This is a genomic window from Streptomyces sp. NPDC048419, assembly GCF_043200415.1.
Lineage (GTDB): Bacteria > Actinomycetota > Actinomycetes > Streptomycetales > Streptomycetaceae > Streptomyces.
The window spans coordinates 162,916-179,644 of sequence record NZ_JBICXT010000010.1 but is presented as its reverse complement, the minus strand read 5'-3'; the positions used below and the strand labels follow the sequence as shown (position 1 = coordinate 179,644).

The following is a 16,729-nucleotide window of genomic DNA, read 5'->3' as shown; positions in this document are numbered from 1 at the left end:
GTAGAGGCGACCACTGACAATCGGCTCCGACCTGCGAAGACGCCTGCCCGGCAGGCGAGTTCGGGGGTACGCGAAGGCCGCGCACCGGGGGATGACGCCGGTGCGCGGCCCAGGCACAGGGTACGGGAGCTACTGGCCCACGCGGCCGGGCTGGAGCGTCTTGGTGAACAGCACGGTGCCGTCGTACTCGCGCAGCCGCACCGTCAGCTCGCCGCTGGAGCCGTCGATGTCGACCTCGCCGAAGAACTGGTAGCCCTCGGCAGGTGAGACGTTCGAGGCGGTCGGCGCCTTCACGAACACCCGGTCGGGGCCGAAGGTGCCGTCGAGTGCGCTGGCCGGGAAGGCGCCGGCGTTGAGTGGACCGGAGACGAACTCCCAGAACGGCTCGAAGTCCTTGAACGCCGCCCGCGACGGGTCGTAGTGCTGGGCCGAGGTGTGGTGCACGTCCGCCGTCAGCCACACCGTGCCGGTGATCCGGCGGTGCTTGACGTAGCGCAGCAGCTCCGCGATCTGCAGCTCGCGGCCCAGCGGCGCGCCCGGGTCGCCCTGGGCGACGGCCTCGAAGTTGGTCTTGCCCTCGACTCCGTCGGGCACGACGAGGCCGAGCGGCATGTCGGCGGCGATGACCTTCCACACCGCGCGCGACCGGGACAGCTCGCGCTTGAGCCACTCCAGCTGCTCGGCACCGAGGATGCCCTGCGGGTCGGTCGCCTGGTCGTCGGGCGAGTTGGCGTTGCGGTAGGTGCGCATGTCGAGCACGAAGACGTCGAGGAGCGGGCCGTGGTGGTGGACGCGGTAGATCCGTCCGTCCGGGCGGCCGCTGATCGTGGAGATGGGGAAGTACTCGGAGAACGCGCGCCGGGAGCGCAGCGCCAGATCGTCCAGCTTCGTGCCGGCCGGGTAGGGAGTCCCGGAACCGATCACCTCGCCCGGGTACCAGTTGTTGCGGACCTCGTGGTCGTCCCACTGGATGACGTTCGGCACCTGGGCGTTGAACCGGCGCAGCGCCTGGTCCAGCAGGTTGTAGCGGAAGTTGCCGCGGAAGTCGTCGAGCGTGACCGCGACGTGCGCCTTCTCCTCGGTGGTGACGTTGCGGTACAGGCTGCCGTCGGGCAGCGCCTGGGTCGCCGCAATGGCGCCGTCGGCGTAGATGTTGTCGCCGCTGCACAGGAAGAAGTCCGGGTCCAGCTTCGCCATGGCGTCGAAGATCCGGTAGCCGCCGATGGACTCGTTGATGCCCCAGCCCTGGCCCGCCAGGTCGCCGGACCACACGAACCTGACGTCCTGGCGCCGCTTGGCGGGCGCCGTGCGGAAGGTCCCGGTCACCGGCTCACCGGTGCGGCGCGGGTCGTCCGGATCGGCGAGCAGCACCCGGTAGCGGATCTGCTCGCCCGCGGGGAGCCCGTGCAGCCGGGTCGTGCCCGTGAAGTCGGAGTCCGCGCCGAGCAGCGGGCCGTGCCACCTGCGCGCGTTGCGGAAGGAGTCCGTCGCGGACGTCTCGACGACCATCCGGGCCGGGCGGTCGGAGCGCACCCACACCAGTCCGGAGTCTGCGGTCACGTCTCCCGCCTGGACGCCCCAACCCGCCTTGGGGCGCCCCGAGAGGGCGAAGGCCGGGGCCGCACCGAGCGCGGTGGGCAGGGTCAGCGCCGCCGACGCGGCGAGGGTGCCGCGCAGCACGCTACGGCGGCCCGGGAACGGACTGTGGGACATGGATGCGCCTCCAGGGACGGGATCCGGCCAGTGTGCGATGCAACAACTACTGGTGCGCCGCAGCGCGCACGGAAACCGCAAGTGAACAAATGACCGCAGAGGCAAGGGAACGGGCGTGCGACGTGGGCGGCTTGGGGTGCACGAGAGATGAGCCGGTCGCGGGTCCTCGCGCCGGTCGCCCTGCCGTCCCGTCTCTGCGCCGGTCGCCCTTTTTCCGCGCCTCCGCGCCTCCGCGCCGAACGCCCTACCGTCCCGCCCCGCCGCCTCGCCGCCTCGCCGCCTCGCAGCCTCGCCGCCTCGCAGCCTCGCAGCCTCGCAGCCTCGCAGCCGAGCGTCCGGCATCCCGTCTTCGCGCCGGCCGCGCCGCCCGGCGCCCGCCGCCCGCGTCCCGCCGTCACGTCTCCGAGGCAGCCCTGACCATCAGCCGTACGCCTGCCCGGATTCGTGCGGGTGCGAGATGCGCGTACCCGAGCACCAGCCGCACGCCACCCTCCTCGTCGTGCCCGGCACGTGCGTGCGTGTAGTCCGACAGCGGTCGTACGGCGACGCCGGCCGCGGCCACGCGCGCGAGGAAGTCCTTCTGCGGGCCGTACCGCTGCGGCAGCGCGGCGATGACGTGCAGTCCCGCGGCGATCCCGGTGACCTCGGCGCCCGGGAAATGCTCCTCCAGCGCGGCCACGAGCGCGTCGCGCCGCTCGCGGTACGCGCGCTGGCAGCGGCGCAGCTGGCGGTCGTAGTCGCCGCGCTCGACGAAGCGCGCGAACAGCGCCTGGTCGAGGGTGGGATGGCCGAGATCCATCGTGCGCTTGCGCTCGATCACCTCGTCGGCCAGCGACTCCGGTACGAGCAGCCAGCCGAGTCGCAGCCCCGGGGCCAGCGACTTGCTGACCGAGCCGGTGTACGCCACGTGCTCCGGGTCGAGACCCTGCAACGCGCCCACCGGGGCGCGGTCGTAGCGGAAGTCGCCGTCGTAGTCGTCCTCCAGGACGAGCCCGTCCACCGATCGGACCCAGTCGAGCAGTTCGGTGCGGCGCCGCGCGGAGTAGGCGATCCCGGTGGGGAACTGGTGGGAGGGCGTCGTCACCACGGCCCGGACGCCCGAGTCCCGCAGTGGGCCCGGGACGATCCCCTCGCCGTCCAGGGGCAGCGGCACGGTCGTGACGCCGGCCGAGCCGTACAGGGCGTCGTGCTGCGGGCTCCCTGGGTCCTCCACGCCGACGGTGCGCCACCCGCGCGCGTGGAGCGCGAAGCCGAGCAGGGTCGTCGCCTGTGCCACCCCGGAGACGACGACGATGCGCTCCCGGTCCGCGACCACGCCCCGGCGCCGTGCCAGCAGTTCGGCCAGCGCGGTGCGCAGCTGTGGCAGCCCGCGTGGATCGGGGTAGCCGAGGTCCTGGTGCGGCAGCTCCGCCAGGACCGCCCGCTGTGCCGCGGCCCAGGCGGAGCGCGGGAACAGCGACAGATCCGGTGTTCCCGCGACGAAGTCGGCGTGCAGACCGGGGGAGCGCGGGGCGAGGTCACGCGCGCGTGGCGGCGCGGCCCGCACGGCACCGCCCACCCAGGTGCCGGCCCCTCGCCCGCTGCGCAGATAGCCCTCCGCCGTCAGCTGCTCGTACGCCTCGGTGATCAGCCCCCGGGACACCCCGAGGTCGGCGGCGAGGTCGCGGCTCGACGGCAGCCGGGTGCCCGGAGCCAGCCTCCCCGTGCGCACCGCCTCACGCAGTGCCGCCTGGAGCGAGCGCCCACGCGTGCGTGCCGGGGCGGAGACGGCGGGCAGGAGCAGTTCCCAGGCGGGGGAGCCCGGCTGGACGGGGTGCGCGGGCGCGGCCGGACCGTGGGTCCCGTCCTGATTGGTCTCCGATGGCGTCATGGAAATGGACCTTAAACCGGACCGCCTCGCTGCCTAGCGTCGCCGCCATGAACGTCACCACCACGCGCGGTGCGCTTCTCGCCGCGCTCGCGTGTGTCCTCGTCGGCGGGTCCTTCACCGCGAACAGCGTCCTCGGCCACTACCCGTACGCGGGCGGCCAGTTCCTGCGCTACGGCCTCGCCTGCCTGCTGCTCGTGCCGCTGGCCGGGAAGGGGGCGGTGGCACGGCTGCGCGAGCTTGCGCCCGGCCGGTGGCTGCGTCTGGCGCTGCTCGCCGCCGTCGGCATGGTCGGCTTCAACCTGGCCGTGATCGCGGCGGAGCGCTCCGCGGAGCCGGCGGTGCCCGGCGTCTTCGTGGGATGCGCACCCGTGGTCGTCGCCGTCGTGGTGCCGCTCCTGGACGGCCGCCGGCCCCAACGTGCGCCCCTGTACGGGGCGTTGCTGGTCGCCTGCGGTGCCTTCACGGTGCAGGGATGGGGGCGCGCGGACGGCACGGGGATCGCCTTCTCCGCCTGCGCACTGGCCGGGGAGGTCGGGTTCGCGGTACTCGCCGTGCCCGTCCTGCGGCCTCTGGGGCCCAGGCTGCTGTCCGCCACGGTGTGTGGCGTCGCCGCGGCCGAGTCTGCGGCGGCCGGGCTGCTGGTGGACGGCGCGGGGTGGCTGCGGCGTCCCGACGCCACCGAGACGGCCGCGCTGCTGTGGCAGGCGGCGGTCGTCACGGTCGTCGGCTTCGTGTGCTGGTACATGGGCATGCAGCGGCTCGGCGCCGAGCGCGCGACGCTGTTCTCCGGCCTCATCCCGGTCGCCGCCGCCTGCACGGCCCCGCTCGTCGCAACGGGCTCCTACGGGGCCGCCCAGGCCCTCGGCAGCGCCCTGGTCGGCGCCGGAGTCGCCCTGGGCTCCGGGGCGTTGGCCCGCAGACGCATCGCCTCAGCGGCTGCGCTCGGAAACGCGGCTGCCGTCGAGGATGACGCGGGCGACCAACGCCGGGTCGTCGCTCATCGGGCAGTGCCCGCAGCCGGGCAGCCGCACCAGCCGGGCCCGGGGGATGATCTGCTTGGCACGCACCCCCTGACGGCGCACGAGCAGCATGTCCCTGCTGCCCCAGCCCACGGTGACCGGGATGCCGGGAAGGTCGTCGGTGAACCGGACGGCGCTGCCCGCCCGGAGGGTCGCGTCGAACCCGGGCGCCTTCGCCAGGGCCAGCGTCTCGGCGACCACGGCCTCGGGTGAACGGCGGCCCGGGTGGGCGTAGATGGTGCTCGTCAGCATCGTCCGGCCGGCCGCCGAACGCGACAGCTGCTGCACCAGGGGCAGCGGCAGCCGCCGTGAGATCCGCCGCATGGCCAGCAGCACACCGAAGGCGTAGCGGCGCTCGCTCTCCGACCAGAATCCGGCCGGGGACAGGGCGGTCACGGACCGCACGAGCTGCTCACGGCCGAGTTCGAGGGCCAGCAGACCACCGAGCGAGTTGCCCGCCACATGCGGACGGTCGAGCTCCAGCGCCTCGCAGAACGCGCCGAACACGGCCGTCGTCGTAGCGAGGTCGTAGGCGAGCCCGTCCGGCAGACCGGGGGAGATGCCGAAGCCGGGCAGGTCCACGGCGATCACGTCGCGCTCGGTCGCCAGGATGTCCACCACCGGGTCCCAGGCCTGCCGGTGGTGACCGATGCCGTGCAGCAGGAGCAGCGGCTCGCCGCTGCCCACACGCGCGTAGGAGACGGTCACGGGCTGCGGGCCACCTGGAGAGGGGACCTTGAAGGAGACGGTGGCGGACATGGGGGTGCTCCTCGTCTGGGGCTCGCTGACGGACGCGCTGTAGACAGCTTGTCAGCAAATGCTACCGACGGGTAGCCCTTTGGGGCCGGCAACCGTACCGGCGTCAACGACCGCGGTGGAACTCCATGTTGAAGTGCGTCATCCCCAGGGTGCGCATGAGGTCCAGCCACAGCGGCATGAACATCTCGACACCGCGCGAGGCCGTGATGCCGCCCAGGTCGAGCACCCGGTGCGCGGGCCAGCCGAACTCGCCGAGCATGCGGGTGACCTGCTCCTTGGCGGCCGCGTCCTCCCCGCACACGAAGATCTGGTGCTCGCCGGGCACCAGCGAGGGCTCCACCATCACGTCGCAGTTGACGGTGTTGAGCGTCTTCACCACGCGCGCGTGCGCAAACGCCCGCTGCACCTGCTCGCCCACACTGTCCGACCCGACCGGGTCCAGCCGCACCTGCCCGTCCTCGAAGGCGATGGGGTTGGAGACGTCGACGACGATCTTGCCGTCGAGGTTGGCGGCCCCGGCCGCCTCCAAAGCGGCGAGGGTCACGCGGCCGCTGACGGCGGAGATCACGGCCTCCGCGGACGAGGCCGCCTCCTCGAAGGTGCCCGACCGCGCCCCCGCGCCGGTCTCACGCGCCCACTCCAGGGCGGCCGGATTGTCCTTGGCGCGCGAACCGAGCGTCACCTCATGGCCGAGTTCCGCCAGCTTGCTGCCGAGCGTTCGCCCCACCATGCCCGTTCCCAGAACCGCGTACCGCATGGTCGCCTCCGCAACTGTGCCGCCGACCGCCGGCGGCCCGCGAGCCATTCTGCTCCGGGACACGCGGAATTCGCCTGGACATGTCCGCGCGCGTCGCATGGGATGGAGCCGTGACCACCGACACCGAGACCGACGTCTTCGAAGAGCACCGTCCCGTCCTGATGGGGGTCGCCTACCGCATACTCGGGCGGGTGGCCGACGCGGAGGACGTGGTCCAGGAGGCCTGGCTGCGCTGGTCCGGGGCCGACCGCGAGGCGGTGCGCGAACCACGCGCCTACCTGGTGCGCGTCACCACCCGGCTCGCCATCGACAGGCTGCGCCAGGTCAAGGCACGCAACGAGGCGTACGTCGGCCCGTGGCTGCCGGAGCCGTACCTGACCGACTTCGGGGACGACGTGCCGGACACCGCCGAGCGCGCCGTACTCGCCGACTCCGTGTCACTGGCCGTCCTCGTCGTCCTGGAGTCGCTGTCGCCGCTGGAGCGGGCCGTGTTCGTGCTCCGGGAGGCCTTCGGCCACCCGTACGCGGACATCGCCGCCATGCTCGACCGGGGCGAGGCGGCGGTGCGCCAGCTCGCCGGACGGGCCCGCAAGCATGTCGACGAGCGGCGGCCGCGCTACGAGGTCGACCCCGCCCGGCGCCGTGAGCTGACCGAACAGTTCCTCGCCGCCGCCGGCGGCGGCGACCTGGAGGGGCTCATGGCGCTGCTCGCGCCCGACGTGCGGCTCGTCGGCGACAGCGGCGGCAAGTCCCGCGCCCCGCTGCGGGTCCTGGAGACCTCCGACAAGGTGGGCCGCTTCCTCATCGGTGCCGCCCAGAAGGGCGTGCCGGACGTGTCCTTCGAGTTCATGGAACTCAACGGCGGCATCGCGGTCGTCGTCCTGTCCGCCGGCAAGCCCGACAGCGTCTTCCAGGTGGACATCTACGAGGGCCGCATCCAGGCGGTCTACATCATGCGCAACCCGGACAAGCTGCTCTCCCTGGTCGCCCCCTAGAGCGGAGGGGGCAGCTCCGTTACGAACGCCGTGTGAACGCTGCGCGGCGGGCGCCCCGTGCCGTGCCCACCTGGATCGAGGATTGGTCTTGACCAAGGGTTTGGGCCGCCCTATGGTCGCAGATAAGTGCAACAACCTTTAATAAACAAGGGCGCTAAAACGCCGCCGGATCACGGCGATTGCGGAGGACAGGGTGGGGACCACGCAGTTGGAGTCGGTGCCGGAACCGAAGTACTGGCACCTCAAGACCGTGCTCAGCGAGGCATTGGATTCCGAGTTCTCCGTGGGCGAGATCCTGCCCAACGAACGCGACCTGGCGGCCCGCTTCGGCGTCGCCCGGGCGACGCTCCGCCAAGCCCTGGAACAGCTCGAGCTGGAGGGCAGGCTGCAGCGCCGCCGCGGTGTCGGCACGACCGTCGCCCCGCCGCGCGTGGGCGTCGCGGTCGGCACGGAACAGCACGCCTGGCCCGAAGCGGCCGACGACGTCTGGCAGGCCGTCGACTGCGCGCAGGCGACCGCGCCCGCGGCCGTCGCCGCGGCACTGGGGATCGCCCCGGACGAGACCGTCCACACGGTGCGCCGCTCCCGTACGTCGCACGGCCAGACCGTCGCCGCGGAGCTGCTCTACATCCCGGCGTCCTCGGTACCCGACCTGTCGGCCATAGACGCGCCGTCCGGTCCGGCACGCGCGCGTGCGGTGCTGCGCGAGCTGCAGCGGCTGGAGCTGGAGCGCCGGGACAGCTCCGTGGAGCTGGGCTCCGCGCGCGCGGACGACGCCAAGGAACTGGACCGGCTCCCGGGGGCGCCCGTCCTCGTCGTCACCACCCGCTTCCTCGCCGAGGGCCGCACCGCGGCGCTCTCCGTGGCCACGTACCGCGCGGACACCTGCCGTCTGACCTTCGGTGACTCGGGCGGCGTGGAGATCCACCAGGGGCCCGAGCGCCAGGCGTCCTGACGCCCGTACCCGTCTGTCGTGCCCCGGAGCTGCTCCGGGGCACGGCTTTTCGCCACGGCGCTCAGCGGCGCGCCGTCACCGTGCCCTCCACCGCGAACAGCTGCTCCTCCACGTGGTCCAGGGCGAGCCGCAGCGCGCCGGTCGCCACCGCGGCCTCCCCGAGAAGCGACAGGGCCACATTCGGCGGGCGCAGGCAGTAGCGCTCCAATTCGCGGCGCAGCGGGTCCAGTACGCCGTCCAGGCCGGACGCCCAGCCGCCGACGACGACCAGCTCGGGGTCGAGGGCCAGGACCAGGGCGGCCACGTCGTGCACGAGCCGCTGGATGAAGCGCTCGACGGCCGCGCGGGCCCGCTGGTCGCCCTCGCGGGCCTGCGCGAAGACCTCGGCGACGGCCTGCTCGTCGAGCGGATGCAGGGGTTCGTCCGTGGTGGACAGCAGCGTCTCGGGCGTCACCTCGCGGCCCAGCAGGTGCAGCGCGCCGATCTCGCCGGCCGCCCCGCCGTACCCGCGGTGCAGCTGTCCGCCGATCAGCGAACCGGCCCCCGGACTCAGCCCGGCGAGCACGAACACGATGTCGTCGGACTCGGTGGCCGCACCCTTCCAGTGCTCCGCGACGGCCGCGGCATTGGCGTCGTTCTCCACCAGGACCGGGCACTTGAAGGACCGGCTCAGCCGCTCGCCGAGGGCCAGCCCCGTCCATTGCGGCAGCGCCGCGCACAGCCGCACGGTGCCGTCGGCCTCGACGATCCCGGGCGAGGCGACGCCCACGGCCCGCAGCGAGCCGCGGGATACCCCGGCACGGCGCAGCAACTCCGCCACCGTCGTCCGTGCCCGGTCCAGGCGCTCCTCGGCGGGAGCCGACTCGTCCACGTCCTTGCTCGCCGAGCCGAGCACCCGGCCGTCGAGGTCGGCCAGCAGCGCGGCGACGCGGTGGGAGCCGATGTCCAGGCCCAGCAGATGCCCGGCCTCGGCCCGGAACCTGAAGCGCCGGGCGGGCCGCCCCTGCCGCCGTACGAGACTCTCGTCGGCCGCCTTCTCGATGACGTAGCCCGCCTCGATGAGGCCCTCGACGACACCCTCGACGGTCGGCCGGGACAACCCGGTCACCCGGGTGATCTCGGTCAGAGTCGCTGCGTCCGTGGCACGCAGCGCGTGCAGCACCACCGCGGAATTGATCCTTCGCAGCAGTGAGGGATCCCCGCCGGTCAGCTGCCCCAAGGTCCCGTCCTCCCAGCTCGTGCGCGTGTTGGCCGGATGGTACTCGGCACGGGGGACACCGGCGAGTGCCAGGGGGGGGCCGACACACCGGCCGGTCCGTACGCGTGCGTGGCTGCCGGATGCGCAGGGTGGCGCGAACCGGGACGTCTGACGCGCCGCCAATTGTCAGTGCCGGGCGGAATACTGGATCACATGGACATCGCGAAGTGCCTCGACCTCGTCGACGAGTTGTGGGACCGGGACGTGGGCGGGCCCGATCCCGGCATAGTCGAGTTAGCGGTGAGCGGCAGTGAGTGCCCGGGGGGCCGCCTGACGGCGGAGGACGTCTATGCCCTGGAAGGGGCCCTCACCGAGCACTTGACCACCCGGGAAGGAGCGGCGGCTCGCTGGGGGGCCGGCACGCTCCAGGAGCGCATGGGCCGCGGCGAGGAGATACCCGAGCCCTGGGCGCGACTCGCTGTCCAGACGGTGGAACTGCAGGCCTGGAAGAACGCCCGCGGCCGCTGGCTCGTCATCACCGTGGCAGACACCGACCCCGAGGCGGAGGTACGGCTGCTTTTCGCCGTCTCGGACGTCGTACCGGACTGACGGGTCAGGCCTCCGCCGCCTCGCGCAACCGCCCGAACTCCTCCGCCATCGTCGCCGCCGTCCAGTGCGCGTTCAGGCCGCTCGGGTTCGGCAGGACCCACACCCGTGAGTCCCCGATCACCCGTTCCTGGGGCCCCACTTGCGCCTTGCGGTCGTCGAAGGCCGCCCGGTAGGCGGTGACTCCGACCACGGCCAGCCAGCGTGGACGCAGCCGCGCGACCTTCAGGGCCAGTTGCCGTCCGCCCTCGCGGTACTCCTCGGCCGTCAGCTCGTCGGCCCGCGCGGTCGCCCGCGCCACGACGTTCGTGATCCCCAGCCCGTACGACAGCAACTCCTGCTGCTCGGACGGCTTCAGCAGCCTCGGCGTGAACCCGGACAGGTGCAGCACCGGCCAGAACCGGTTGCCGGGCCGGGCGAAGTGGTGGCCCGTCGCGGCCGTCATCAACCCCGGGTTGATGCCGCAGAACAGGACACGGAGGCCGTCCGCGGCCACGTCAGGGACGAGACGGCCGCGCGCGGCCTCCAGTTCCGCCTGGGTGAAGCGGGTCAGAGGATCGCCCCCGGCGTGTAGCCCGCGGCCTCCGGGTGCTGCTTGACGATCTCCTCGATACGGCCGACGAGGACACCGACCTGGTCGGCGGCCGCGCCCGTGAAGGACAGCTTGTCGGCCATCAGGGCCGCCAACTGCTCACGGTCGAGGGGCAGTCGCTCGTCGGCGGCCAGCTTGTCGAGCAGGTCGTTGCGCTCGGCACCCTGCTCACGCATCGCGAGCGCCGTGGCGACGGCGTTCTCCTTGATCGCCTCGTGGGCGACCTCGCGGCCGACACCCGAGCGCACCGCGCCCATCAGCACCTTCGTGGTGGCGAGGAACGGCAGGTAGCGGTCCAGCTCGCGTGCGATCACCGCGGGGAAGGCGCCGAACTCGTCGAGGACGGTCAGGAAGGTCTCCAGCAGACCGTCCAGCGCGAAGAACGCGTCGGGCAGGGCCACCCGGCGCACCACGGAGCAGGACACGTCGCCCTCGTTCCACTGGTCGCCCGCCAGCTCGCCCGTCATCGAGGCGTAGCCGCGCAGGATCACCATCAGGCCGTTGACGCGCTCGCAGGACCGCGTGTTCATCTTGTGCGGCATCGCGGAGGAGCCGACCTGGCCCGGCTTGAAGCCCTCGGTGACCAGCTCGTGCCCGGCCATCAGCCGGACCGTCTTGGCCAGCGACGACGGCGCCGCCGCGACCTGCACCAGCGCGGTGACGACCTCGTAGTCCAGGGAGCGCGGGTAGACCTGGCCGACCGAGGTGAACGCCTGCGAGAAGCCGAGGTGCCGGGCGATCCGGTCCTCCAGCTCGGCGAGCTTGGAGGCGTCACCGCCCAGCAGGTCCAGCATGTCCTGCGCCGTTCCCACCGGGCCCTTGATGCCGCGCAGCGGGTAACGGCCGAGCAGCTCCTCGACCCGGCCGTGCGCGACGAGCAGCTCGTCGGCGGCGGTCGCGAACCGCTTGCCCAGGGTCGTGGCCTGCGCGGCGACGTTGTGCGAGCGGCCGGCCATGACCAGCTCGGCGTACTCGCCCGCCAGCTTGCCCAGCCGTGCCAGCACCGCCACCGTGCGGTCGCGCATCAGCTCCAGCGAGAGGCGGATCTGCAGCTGCTCGACGTTCTCGGTGAGGTCGCGGGAGGTCATGCCCTTGTGGACGTGCTCGTGCCCGGCGAGAGCGTTGAACTCCTCGATCCGAGCCTTCACGTCGTGCCGCGTGACCTTCTCGCGCTCGGCGATGGAGGCCAGGTCGACGGTGTCGAGGACACGCTCGTAGTCGGCGATCGCCTCGTCCGGCACCTCGATGCCGAGGTCCTTCTGGGCCCGCAGCACGGCGAGCCAGAGCTGCCGCTCCAGCTTCACCTTCTGCTCGGGCGACCAGAGGGTGGCGAGCTCGGTGGAGGCGTAGCGTCCGGCGAGGACGTTCGGGATGCGGGGCTTGGCGGGCGCAGAAGTCACGTGGACGGATTCTACTGGTGGTTGGTGCAGGCCAGCGCCATGCCCACCTTCGTCGGAAGCTACGAGACGTGCGTCACCGCATGCGAGACGTGGGTGGGACGGCGAGGTCACAGCGGACGACTCGCGGCGAAGCTCGTAGGCGTCCGGTGGGTCATCTGGCCCCGTGCCGCTTCAGCTGCGCCGTCAGTACGTCCCTGATCTCCGGAGGCAGGTCCCCGGACCGTGCCCAGGCGACGAGGGACTCGGCCACCTTGCGAAGCTTGATGTTGGTGCACATGGACGTCTCGCGGATGACGTCCCAGGCTTCGTGGGGTGTCATACGGCCGACAGTCGCGATCACACCGACTGCCTGGTCGATGACCGCGTGGGACCTCACCGCCTGCTGCAGCTGTGCGATCTCGGTTTCCAGCTCGCCGATCGTCTCGGGGACAGTTTCTGGCGGCTGGACCGCGTCAGCCAGCCGGTCGGGACCAATCGTCACTGGGACTCCGTCGTAGAGAACACGTCTTTGAGCGCCTTCCCCGGGGACGCTTGTCAATGCTCCACCGGCGACGGCGCCAAGTGGCAGTCGCCGCACAGGGCAGCGGTGTGGCGGTTGAGCGTCAACAGGAAAACTACGGTCAACCTCAGGCGTGACATGGCGACTCCGGGGTATCTGTGGTTGCCCCTCGGGAGCGGGCGGTCGTCAGGCAGGAGCGACATGACCGGAGCAGTGGCCGGCGACGGCGAGGGCGAAGACGCGCCGCCGTCGGGGTGGGCCGGGGCGGCCTACGACGGCACGTCAGACTCGATCGGTGAGGCCCGCCGGTTCGCCACGGACTACCTGCGCCGCCTCGCGGGCGAGGGCCTGCTCGTGTCGACCGACGGGGTGGGTGCGGTGCAGCTCGTCGTCAGCGAGCTGGTGACCAACGCGGTGAAGTACTCGCCCGGCCCGTGCCTGCTGGATCTCGAGCCCGTCGGTGACGCGCTGGACATCACCGTGTGGGACAGCAGCCTGACGCTGCCGACGGTTGCGCCGCCCGAGCCGGGCCGGGTCGGCAAGCACGGCCTGGAGATCGTTGCCGCGCTGAGCGAGGAGCTGCAGGCGCGGCGGACTCCGATCGGGAAACGGATCACTGCGCGGGTCCGCCTTACGGCACCTGACCGATCGGCGGGGCGCGATGAACGAGACGATGCGGTCGGCGACGTGGACGGGGACCGAGCGTCAGGTCGAGGACCGTCATGACGAAGTCGTCCGCCGCCGCGGACGGTGCGTCAGCGACGCTGAAGCTCCGCCAGCTCCGCCAGCACATCCCCGTGACACAGCTCCGGCGCGCACCAGCAGGCCAGTGTCCGCCCGCGTAGCTCCGGAATCAGCTCCAGCAGCTCGGGGTGCTCCAGCAGGTAGGCCCGGTACATGGCCATCACCTCGGCGCGGGTGCCGTCGCGGCGGCGCTTCGGGGTGTCGTAGGCGAAGGGGTTGTGGAGCGGGTGCCGGGGGAGGTTCCAGCCGCCCATGGTCCAGCGGTGGCCGACGTAGACGATGCCGGCGGGGGCGTGTTCGAGTCGGGGGCCCCATTCGTGGATGCGGCCCCTGACGTTGGTCACGCGGGTGGTCACGACGCTAGGCCGCGGGGCCCTCGTAGGGCAGCAGGTCGGGGCGCTTGGGCGGCAGTCCGTCGCCGGAGGAGCGGCCTGTCAGGCGGCGGCCGATCCACGGCAGGAGGTGCTGCCGGGCGAAGCGGGCGTCCGCCACGCGGCGGCTGGCCCATCCGGGAGGCGGGGTGATCGCCATCGGCGTGTGCCAGTCGGCGTCCTCGGGGGAGTAGCCGAGCGTCTGCCAGACGGCTTCCGCGACCCTGCGGTGCCCCTCGGCCGTCAGGTGCAGGCGGTCGACGTCCCACAGGCGGGGATCGCCGAGCGAGGGTGCTCCGTAGAGGTCGACAACCACCGCGCCGTGGCGGGCGGCGAGCTCGTCGACGGTGTCGAACAGCTCCTCCATGCGCGGCCGGAAGCGCTCCAGGACCGGTCCGCGGCGGCCCGGGCTGCGCATCAGCACCAGCTGCTCGCAGGCCGGGCTCAGCCGCTCCACAGCCTCGGTCAGCAGGCCCTTCACGCGCCCCATGTCGCACTTGGGCCGCAGGGTGTCGTTGAGGCCGCCCACCAGGGTGATCACGTCGGGCCGCATGGCCGCGGCCACGTCGACCTGCTCCTCGACGATCTGCTGGATCAGCTTGCCGCGGACCGCGAGGTTGGCGTAGCGGAAGCCGGGGGTGATGGCCGCCATCCGTCCGGCGAGGAGGTCGGCCCAGCCGCGGTAGGAGCCGTCCGGCAGCAGGTCCGACATGCCCTCGGTGAAGGAGTCGCCGACCGCGACCAGGCTGGTGTGAGTGGGGTTCTTCTGCATGGCGAAAGCGATGGTAACCCGGCTCCATACCCGCCGGTCGGTCGGCCTGGTCCCCGTCACCACTGCGCTCACGCCCGCTGGCCGAACAGCTCCCGTAGTACATCCTCCATGGTCACCAGGCCGGCCATCCGGCCGTCGTCGCCGAGGACGGCCGCGAGGTGTGTGCGGCTGCGGCGCATCGCTGTGAGTACGTCGTCCAGCGGGGTGCCCGCGCGCACGCTCGCGATGGGCCGCATGTCGTCCACGCGGAACGGGACGTCCCGCCCGGGGGCGTCGAGCGCGTCCTTGACGTGGAGGTAGCCGACGATGCGGCGCCCCTCGTCCACCACCGGGAAGCGGGAGAAGCCCGACCGGGCCGACAGCCGCTCCAGTTCGTCCGGAGTGACGCCCACGCGCGCGTAGACGACGCCTTCCAGCGGGAGGACCACGTCGCGCACCGGGCGGCGGCCCAGTTCCAGCGCGTCGTGCAGCCGCTCCCGGGCGCGCTCGTCGATCAGGCCCGCCTCGCCGGAGTCCCGCACGATCCGGGCCAGCTCGGCGTCCGAGAAGGTCGCCGCGACCTCGTCCTTGGTCTCCACCCGCAGGAGCTTCAGCAGCGCGTTCGCGAAGGCGTTGATCGTGAAGATCACCGGGCGCAGGGTGCGGGAGAGGGCGACCAGCGGCGGGCCGAGCAGCAGCGCGGTGCGCACCGGTTCGGCGAGGGCGACGTTCTTCGGCACCATCTCGCCGAGCAGCATGTGCAGATACGTCGCCAGGGTCAGCGCGATCACGAAGGACACCACGTGTCCCGCACTCTCCGGCACGCCCACGGCATGGAACACCGGCTCCAGCAGGTGCGCGATGGCCGGCTCGGCGACCACGCCGAGGACCAGCGTGCACAGCGTGATGCCGAGCTGTGCGGCCGCCAGCAGCGCGGAGACGTGCTGGAGGCCCCACAGGACACTCTTGGCCCGCCGGTCGCCGTCCTCCGCGTGCGGTTCGATCTGCGAACGGCGCACGGAGATCAGTGCGAACTCCGCGCCGACGAAGAAGGCGTTGACGACGAGGGTCGCAAGGCCGATCAGCAGCTGTACGGCGGTCATCGGGCGTCCCCCTGCTGGTCCTTGGCCTGGGCCTCGTCGTCGAAGGGCGCGTGCAGCACGACCCGTGCGGCCCGGCGCCCGGAGGCGTCCACGACGTCGAGCCGCCACCCGGCGACCTCCACGCGGTCGCCCACGGCCGGGATCCGGCCCAGCTCGGACGCCACAAGGCCGGCCAGCGTCTCGTACGGACCCTCCGGGGCCCTGAGCCCGACGCGCGCGAGCTGGTCCACGCGGGCCGATCCGTCGGCCGAGTACAGCGCGTGGCCCTCGTCGTCGCTGCCCGCCGCGGCCAGGTCCGGCGTCTCGTGCGGGTCGTGCTCGTCCCGCACCTCGCCGACGACCTCCTCGACGATGTCCTCCAGCGTGGCCACGCCCGCGGTACCGCCGTACTCGTCGATGACGACGGCCATGGTGCGCTTGCCGGACAGCCGGTCCAGCAGCCGGTCGACGGTGAGGGTCTCCGGGACCAGGAGCGGCTCGCGCATCAGCTCGGAGACGAGGGTGCGGGTACGGCGGTCGGCGGGTATCGCGAGGATGTCCTTGATGTGTGCGGTGCCCACGACCGCGTCGAGGCTGCTGCGGTAGACCGGGAACCGGGACAGCCCGGTGGCCCGGGTCGCGTTCGCCACGTCCTCGCAGGTCGCCTGGACGTCGAGGGCGATGACCTGCACGCGGGGCGTCATCACGTTCTCCGCGGTGAGGTCGGCGAGGTTGAGGGTCCGGACGAACAGCTCGGCGGTGTCGGGCTCCAGGGCGCCCTCCTTGGCGGAGTGCCGGGCCAGCGCCGCCAGTTCCTTGGGGCCGCGCGCGGAGGCCAGCTCCTCGGCCGGCTCCAGGCCGAAGCGGCGTACGACGTGGTTCGCGGTGTTGTTGAGATGGGAGATGAAGGGCCGGAAGGCGGCGCTGAACCAGCGCTGGGCGTTGCCCACCCGCTTGGCCACGGGCAGCGGTGAGGAGATCGCCCAGTTCTTGGGCACCAGCTCGCCGACGACCATCAGGAAGACCGTGGACAGGGCGGTGCCGAGCACCAGGGCGAGGGAACTCGCCGCCGACGACGAGATGCCGAGGGCTTTGAGCGGTCCGGCGATCAGCTTGGCGATGGACGGTTCGGCGAGCATGCCGACGACCAGATTGGTGACGGTGATGCCGAGCTGGGCGCCCGAGAGCTGGAAGGTCAGGTTCCGTACGGCCTTCAGGGCGCCGGACGCGCCCCGCTCACCGCGCTCCACCGCTCGTTCGAGCTCGCTGCGCCGGACCGTGGTCAGGGAGAACTCGGCCGCGACGAAGGCACCGCAGGCGAGCGAGAGCAGGATCGCCACCAGCAGGAGGAGCACTTCGGTCATCGGGTCACCTCCGTCCCATCGTCGGACAGGGGCGGGAGGAACGCGCGACGTCGT

At 72.4% G+C, this 16,729-nt stretch carries 16 protein-coding genes and 1 pseudogene; 5 read left to right on the top strand and 12 right to left on the bottom strand.

Annotation, left to right across the window (positions count from 1 at the left end; all coding sequences use genetic code 11):
• Positions 1-129: 129 nt before the first annotated feature.
• Together ACGFYN_RS22205 and ACGFYN_RS22200 are read right to left on the bottom strand one after the other, a co-directional pair.
• Positions 130-1,713, bottom strand: coding sequence for an alkaline phosphatase D family protein (locus ACGFYN_RS22205; RefSeq protein ID WP_393867569.1), 1,584 nt, complete (start codon positions 1,711-1,713; stop codon positions 130-132).
• Between the two features lie 394 nt (positions 1,714-2,107).
• Positions 2,108-3,583 carry a PLP-dependent aminotransferase family protein gene (locus ACGFYN_RS22200; protein ID WP_393867568.1) on the bottom strand — a complete coding sequence of 492 codons (1,476 nt, stop codon included), beginning with the start codon at positions 3,581-3,583 and terminating at the stop codon, positions 2,108-2,110.
• Between ACGFYN_RS22200 and ACGFYN_RS22195 the strand changes: the two are divergent.
• Positions 3,574-4,467: pseudogene (locus tag ACGFYN_RS22195) on the top strand (EamA family transporter); the annotation flags it as partial. The gene ACGFYN_RS22200 and the pseudogene ACGFYN_RS22195 sit on opposite strands and share 10 nt — an antisense overlap.
• A gap of 45 nt (positions 4,468-4,512) precedes the next feature.
• On the opposite strand, the gene ACGFYN_RS22190 reads toward ACGFYN_RS22195, so the two are convergent.
• A complete protein-coding gene (locus ACGFYN_RS22190; protein WP_393867567.1) occupies positions 4,513-5,361 on the bottom strand; it encodes an alpha/beta fold hydrolase in 849 nt (282 codons plus the stop codon).
• Positions 5,362-5,464: 103 nt separating this feature from the next.
• Positions 5,465-6,118: an NADPH-dependent F420 reductase gene (locus tag ACGFYN_RS22185; protein ID WP_393867566.1), complete on the bottom strand. Its 654-nt coding sequence runs from the start codon at positions 6,116-6,118 to the stop codon at positions 5,465-5,467.
• A gap of 110 nt (positions 6,119-6,228) precedes the next feature.
• On the opposite strand from ACGFYN_RS22185, the gene ACGFYN_RS22180 reads away from it, so the two are divergent.
• The gene (locus tag ACGFYN_RS22180) at positions 6,229-7,113 is read left to right on the top strand and encodes an RNA polymerase sigma-70 factor (RefSeq protein ID WP_393867565.1); all 885 of its coding nucleotides are present in this window, start codon (positions 6,229-6,231) and stop codon (positions 7,111-7,113) included.
• 193 nt (positions 7,114-7,306) lie between these two features.
• Positions 7,307-8,068: a GntR family transcriptional regulator gene (locus ACGFYN_RS22175; RefSeq protein WP_393867564.1), complete on the top strand. Its 762-nt coding sequence runs from the start codon at positions 7,307-7,309 to the stop codon at positions 8,066-8,068.
• Between the two features lie 61 nt (positions 8,069-8,129).
• Here the strand turns inward: ACGFYN_RS22175 and ACGFYN_RS22170 are convergent, their stop codons facing one another.
• Positions 8,130-9,287: an ROK family protein gene (locus ACGFYN_RS22170; RefSeq protein ID WP_393867563.1), complete on the bottom strand. Its 1,158-nt coding sequence runs from the start codon at positions 9,285-9,287 to the stop codon at positions 8,130-8,132.
• 192 nt (positions 9,288-9,479) lie between these two features.
• Between ACGFYN_RS22170 and ACGFYN_RS22165 the strand changes: the two genes are divergently transcribed.
• A complete protein-coding gene (locus ACGFYN_RS22165) occupies positions 9,480-9,875 on the top strand; it encodes a hypothetical protein (RefSeq protein WP_393867562.1) in 396 nt (131 codons plus the stop codon).
• Between the two features lie 4 nt (positions 9,876-9,879).
• On the opposite strand, the gene mug is transcribed toward ACGFYN_RS22165, so the two are convergent.
• The 3 genes from mug to ACGFYN_RS22150 form a co-directional block, all read right to left on the bottom strand.
• Positions 9,880-10,425, bottom strand: coding sequence for a G/U mismatch-specific DNA glycosylase (gene mug, locus ACGFYN_RS22160; protein WP_393867684.1), 546 nt, complete (start codon positions 10,423-10,425; stop codon positions 9,880-9,882).
• Positions 10,422-11,864, bottom strand: a complete 1,443-nt coding sequence (gene purB / locus ACGFYN_RS22155; protein ID WP_393867561.1) for an adenylosuccinate lyase — start codon at positions 11,862-11,864, stop codon at positions 10,422-10,424. The genes mug and purB overlap by 4 nt, the downstream gene beginning before the upstream one ends.
• Before the next feature lie 151 nt (positions 11,865-12,015).
• Complete coding sequence (locus ACGFYN_RS22150; protein ID WP_393867560.1) at positions 12,016-12,345, bottom strand: ANTAR domain-containing protein; 330 nt, start codon at positions 12,343-12,345, stop codon at positions 12,016-12,018.
• Between the two features lie 231 nt (positions 12,346-12,576).
• Here ACGFYN_RS22150 and ACGFYN_RS22145 point away from each other — a divergent pair, with 231 nt between their 5' ends.
• Entirely contained in the window at positions 12,577-13,089 is a 513-nt protein-coding gene (locus ACGFYN_RS22145; protein WP_393867559.1) for an ATP-binding protein, read from the top strand.
• 29 nt (positions 13,090-13,118) lie between these two features.
• Here the strand turns inward: ACGFYN_RS22145 and ACGFYN_RS22140 are convergent, their stop codons facing one another.
• The 4 genes from ACGFYN_RS22140 to ACGFYN_RS22125 form a co-directional block, all read right to left on the bottom strand.
• Positions 13,119-13,463: a DUF4326 domain-containing protein gene (locus ACGFYN_RS22140; RefSeq protein WP_393867558.1), complete on the bottom strand. Its 345-nt coding sequence runs from the start codon at positions 13,461-13,463 to the stop codon at positions 13,119-13,121.
• Between the two features lie 4 nt (positions 13,464-13,467).
• On the bottom strand, positions 13,468-14,250 hold the full coding sequence (locus tag ACGFYN_RS22135) for an SGNH/GDSL hydrolase family protein (RefSeq protein ID WP_393867557.1): 783 nt from the start codon (positions 14,248-14,250) through the stop codon (positions 13,468-13,470).
• A 68-nt stretch (positions 14,251-14,318) separates the two neighbouring features.
• A complete protein-coding gene (locus tag ACGFYN_RS22130) occupies positions 14,319-15,332 on the bottom strand; it encodes a hemolysin family protein (RefSeq protein WP_393867556.1) in 1,014 nt (337 codons plus the stop codon).
• Positions 15,329-16,675, bottom strand: coding sequence for a hemolysin family protein (locus tag ACGFYN_RS22125; protein WP_393867555.1), 1,347 nt, complete (start codon positions 16,673-16,675; stop codon positions 15,329-15,331). The genes ACGFYN_RS22130 and ACGFYN_RS22125 overlap by 4 nt, the downstream gene beginning before the upstream one ends.
• Between the last annotated feature and the right edge of the window lie 54 nt (positions 16,676-16,729).

Coding starts and splice junctions, on each gene's coding strand:
- ACGFYN_RS22205 (WP_393867569.1), bottom strand. CDS start 1,713: ATGTCCCACAGTCCGTTCCCGGGCCGCCGTAGCGTGCTGCGCGGCACC.
- ACGFYN_RS22200 (WP_393867568.1), bottom strand. CDS start 3,583: ATGACGCCATCGGAGACCAATCAGGACGGGACCCACGGTCCGGCCGCG.
- ACGFYN_RS22190 (WP_393867567.1), bottom strand. CDS start 5,361: ATGTCCGCCACCGTCTCCTTCAAGGTCCCCTCTCCAGGTGGCCCGCAG.
- ACGFYN_RS22185 (WP_393867566.1), bottom strand. CDS start 6,118: ATGCGGTACGCGGTTCTGGGAACGGGCATGGTGGGGCGAACGCTCGGC.
- ACGFYN_RS22165 (WP_393867562.1), top strand. CDS start 9,480: ATGGACATCGCGAAGTGCCTCGACCTCGTCGACGAGTTGTGGGACCGG.
- ACGFYN_RS22135 (WP_393867557.1), bottom strand. CDS start 14,250: ATGCAGAAGAACCCCACTCACACCAGCCTGGTCGCGGTCGGCGACTCC.
- ACGFYN_RS22130 (WP_393867556.1), bottom strand. CDS start 15,332: ATGACCGCCGTACAGCTGCTGATCGGCCTTGCGACCCTCGTCGTCAAC.
- ACGFYN_RS22125 (WP_393867555.1), bottom strand. CDS start 16,675: ATGACCGAAGTGCTCCTCCTGCTGGTGGCGATCCTGCTCTCGCTCGCC.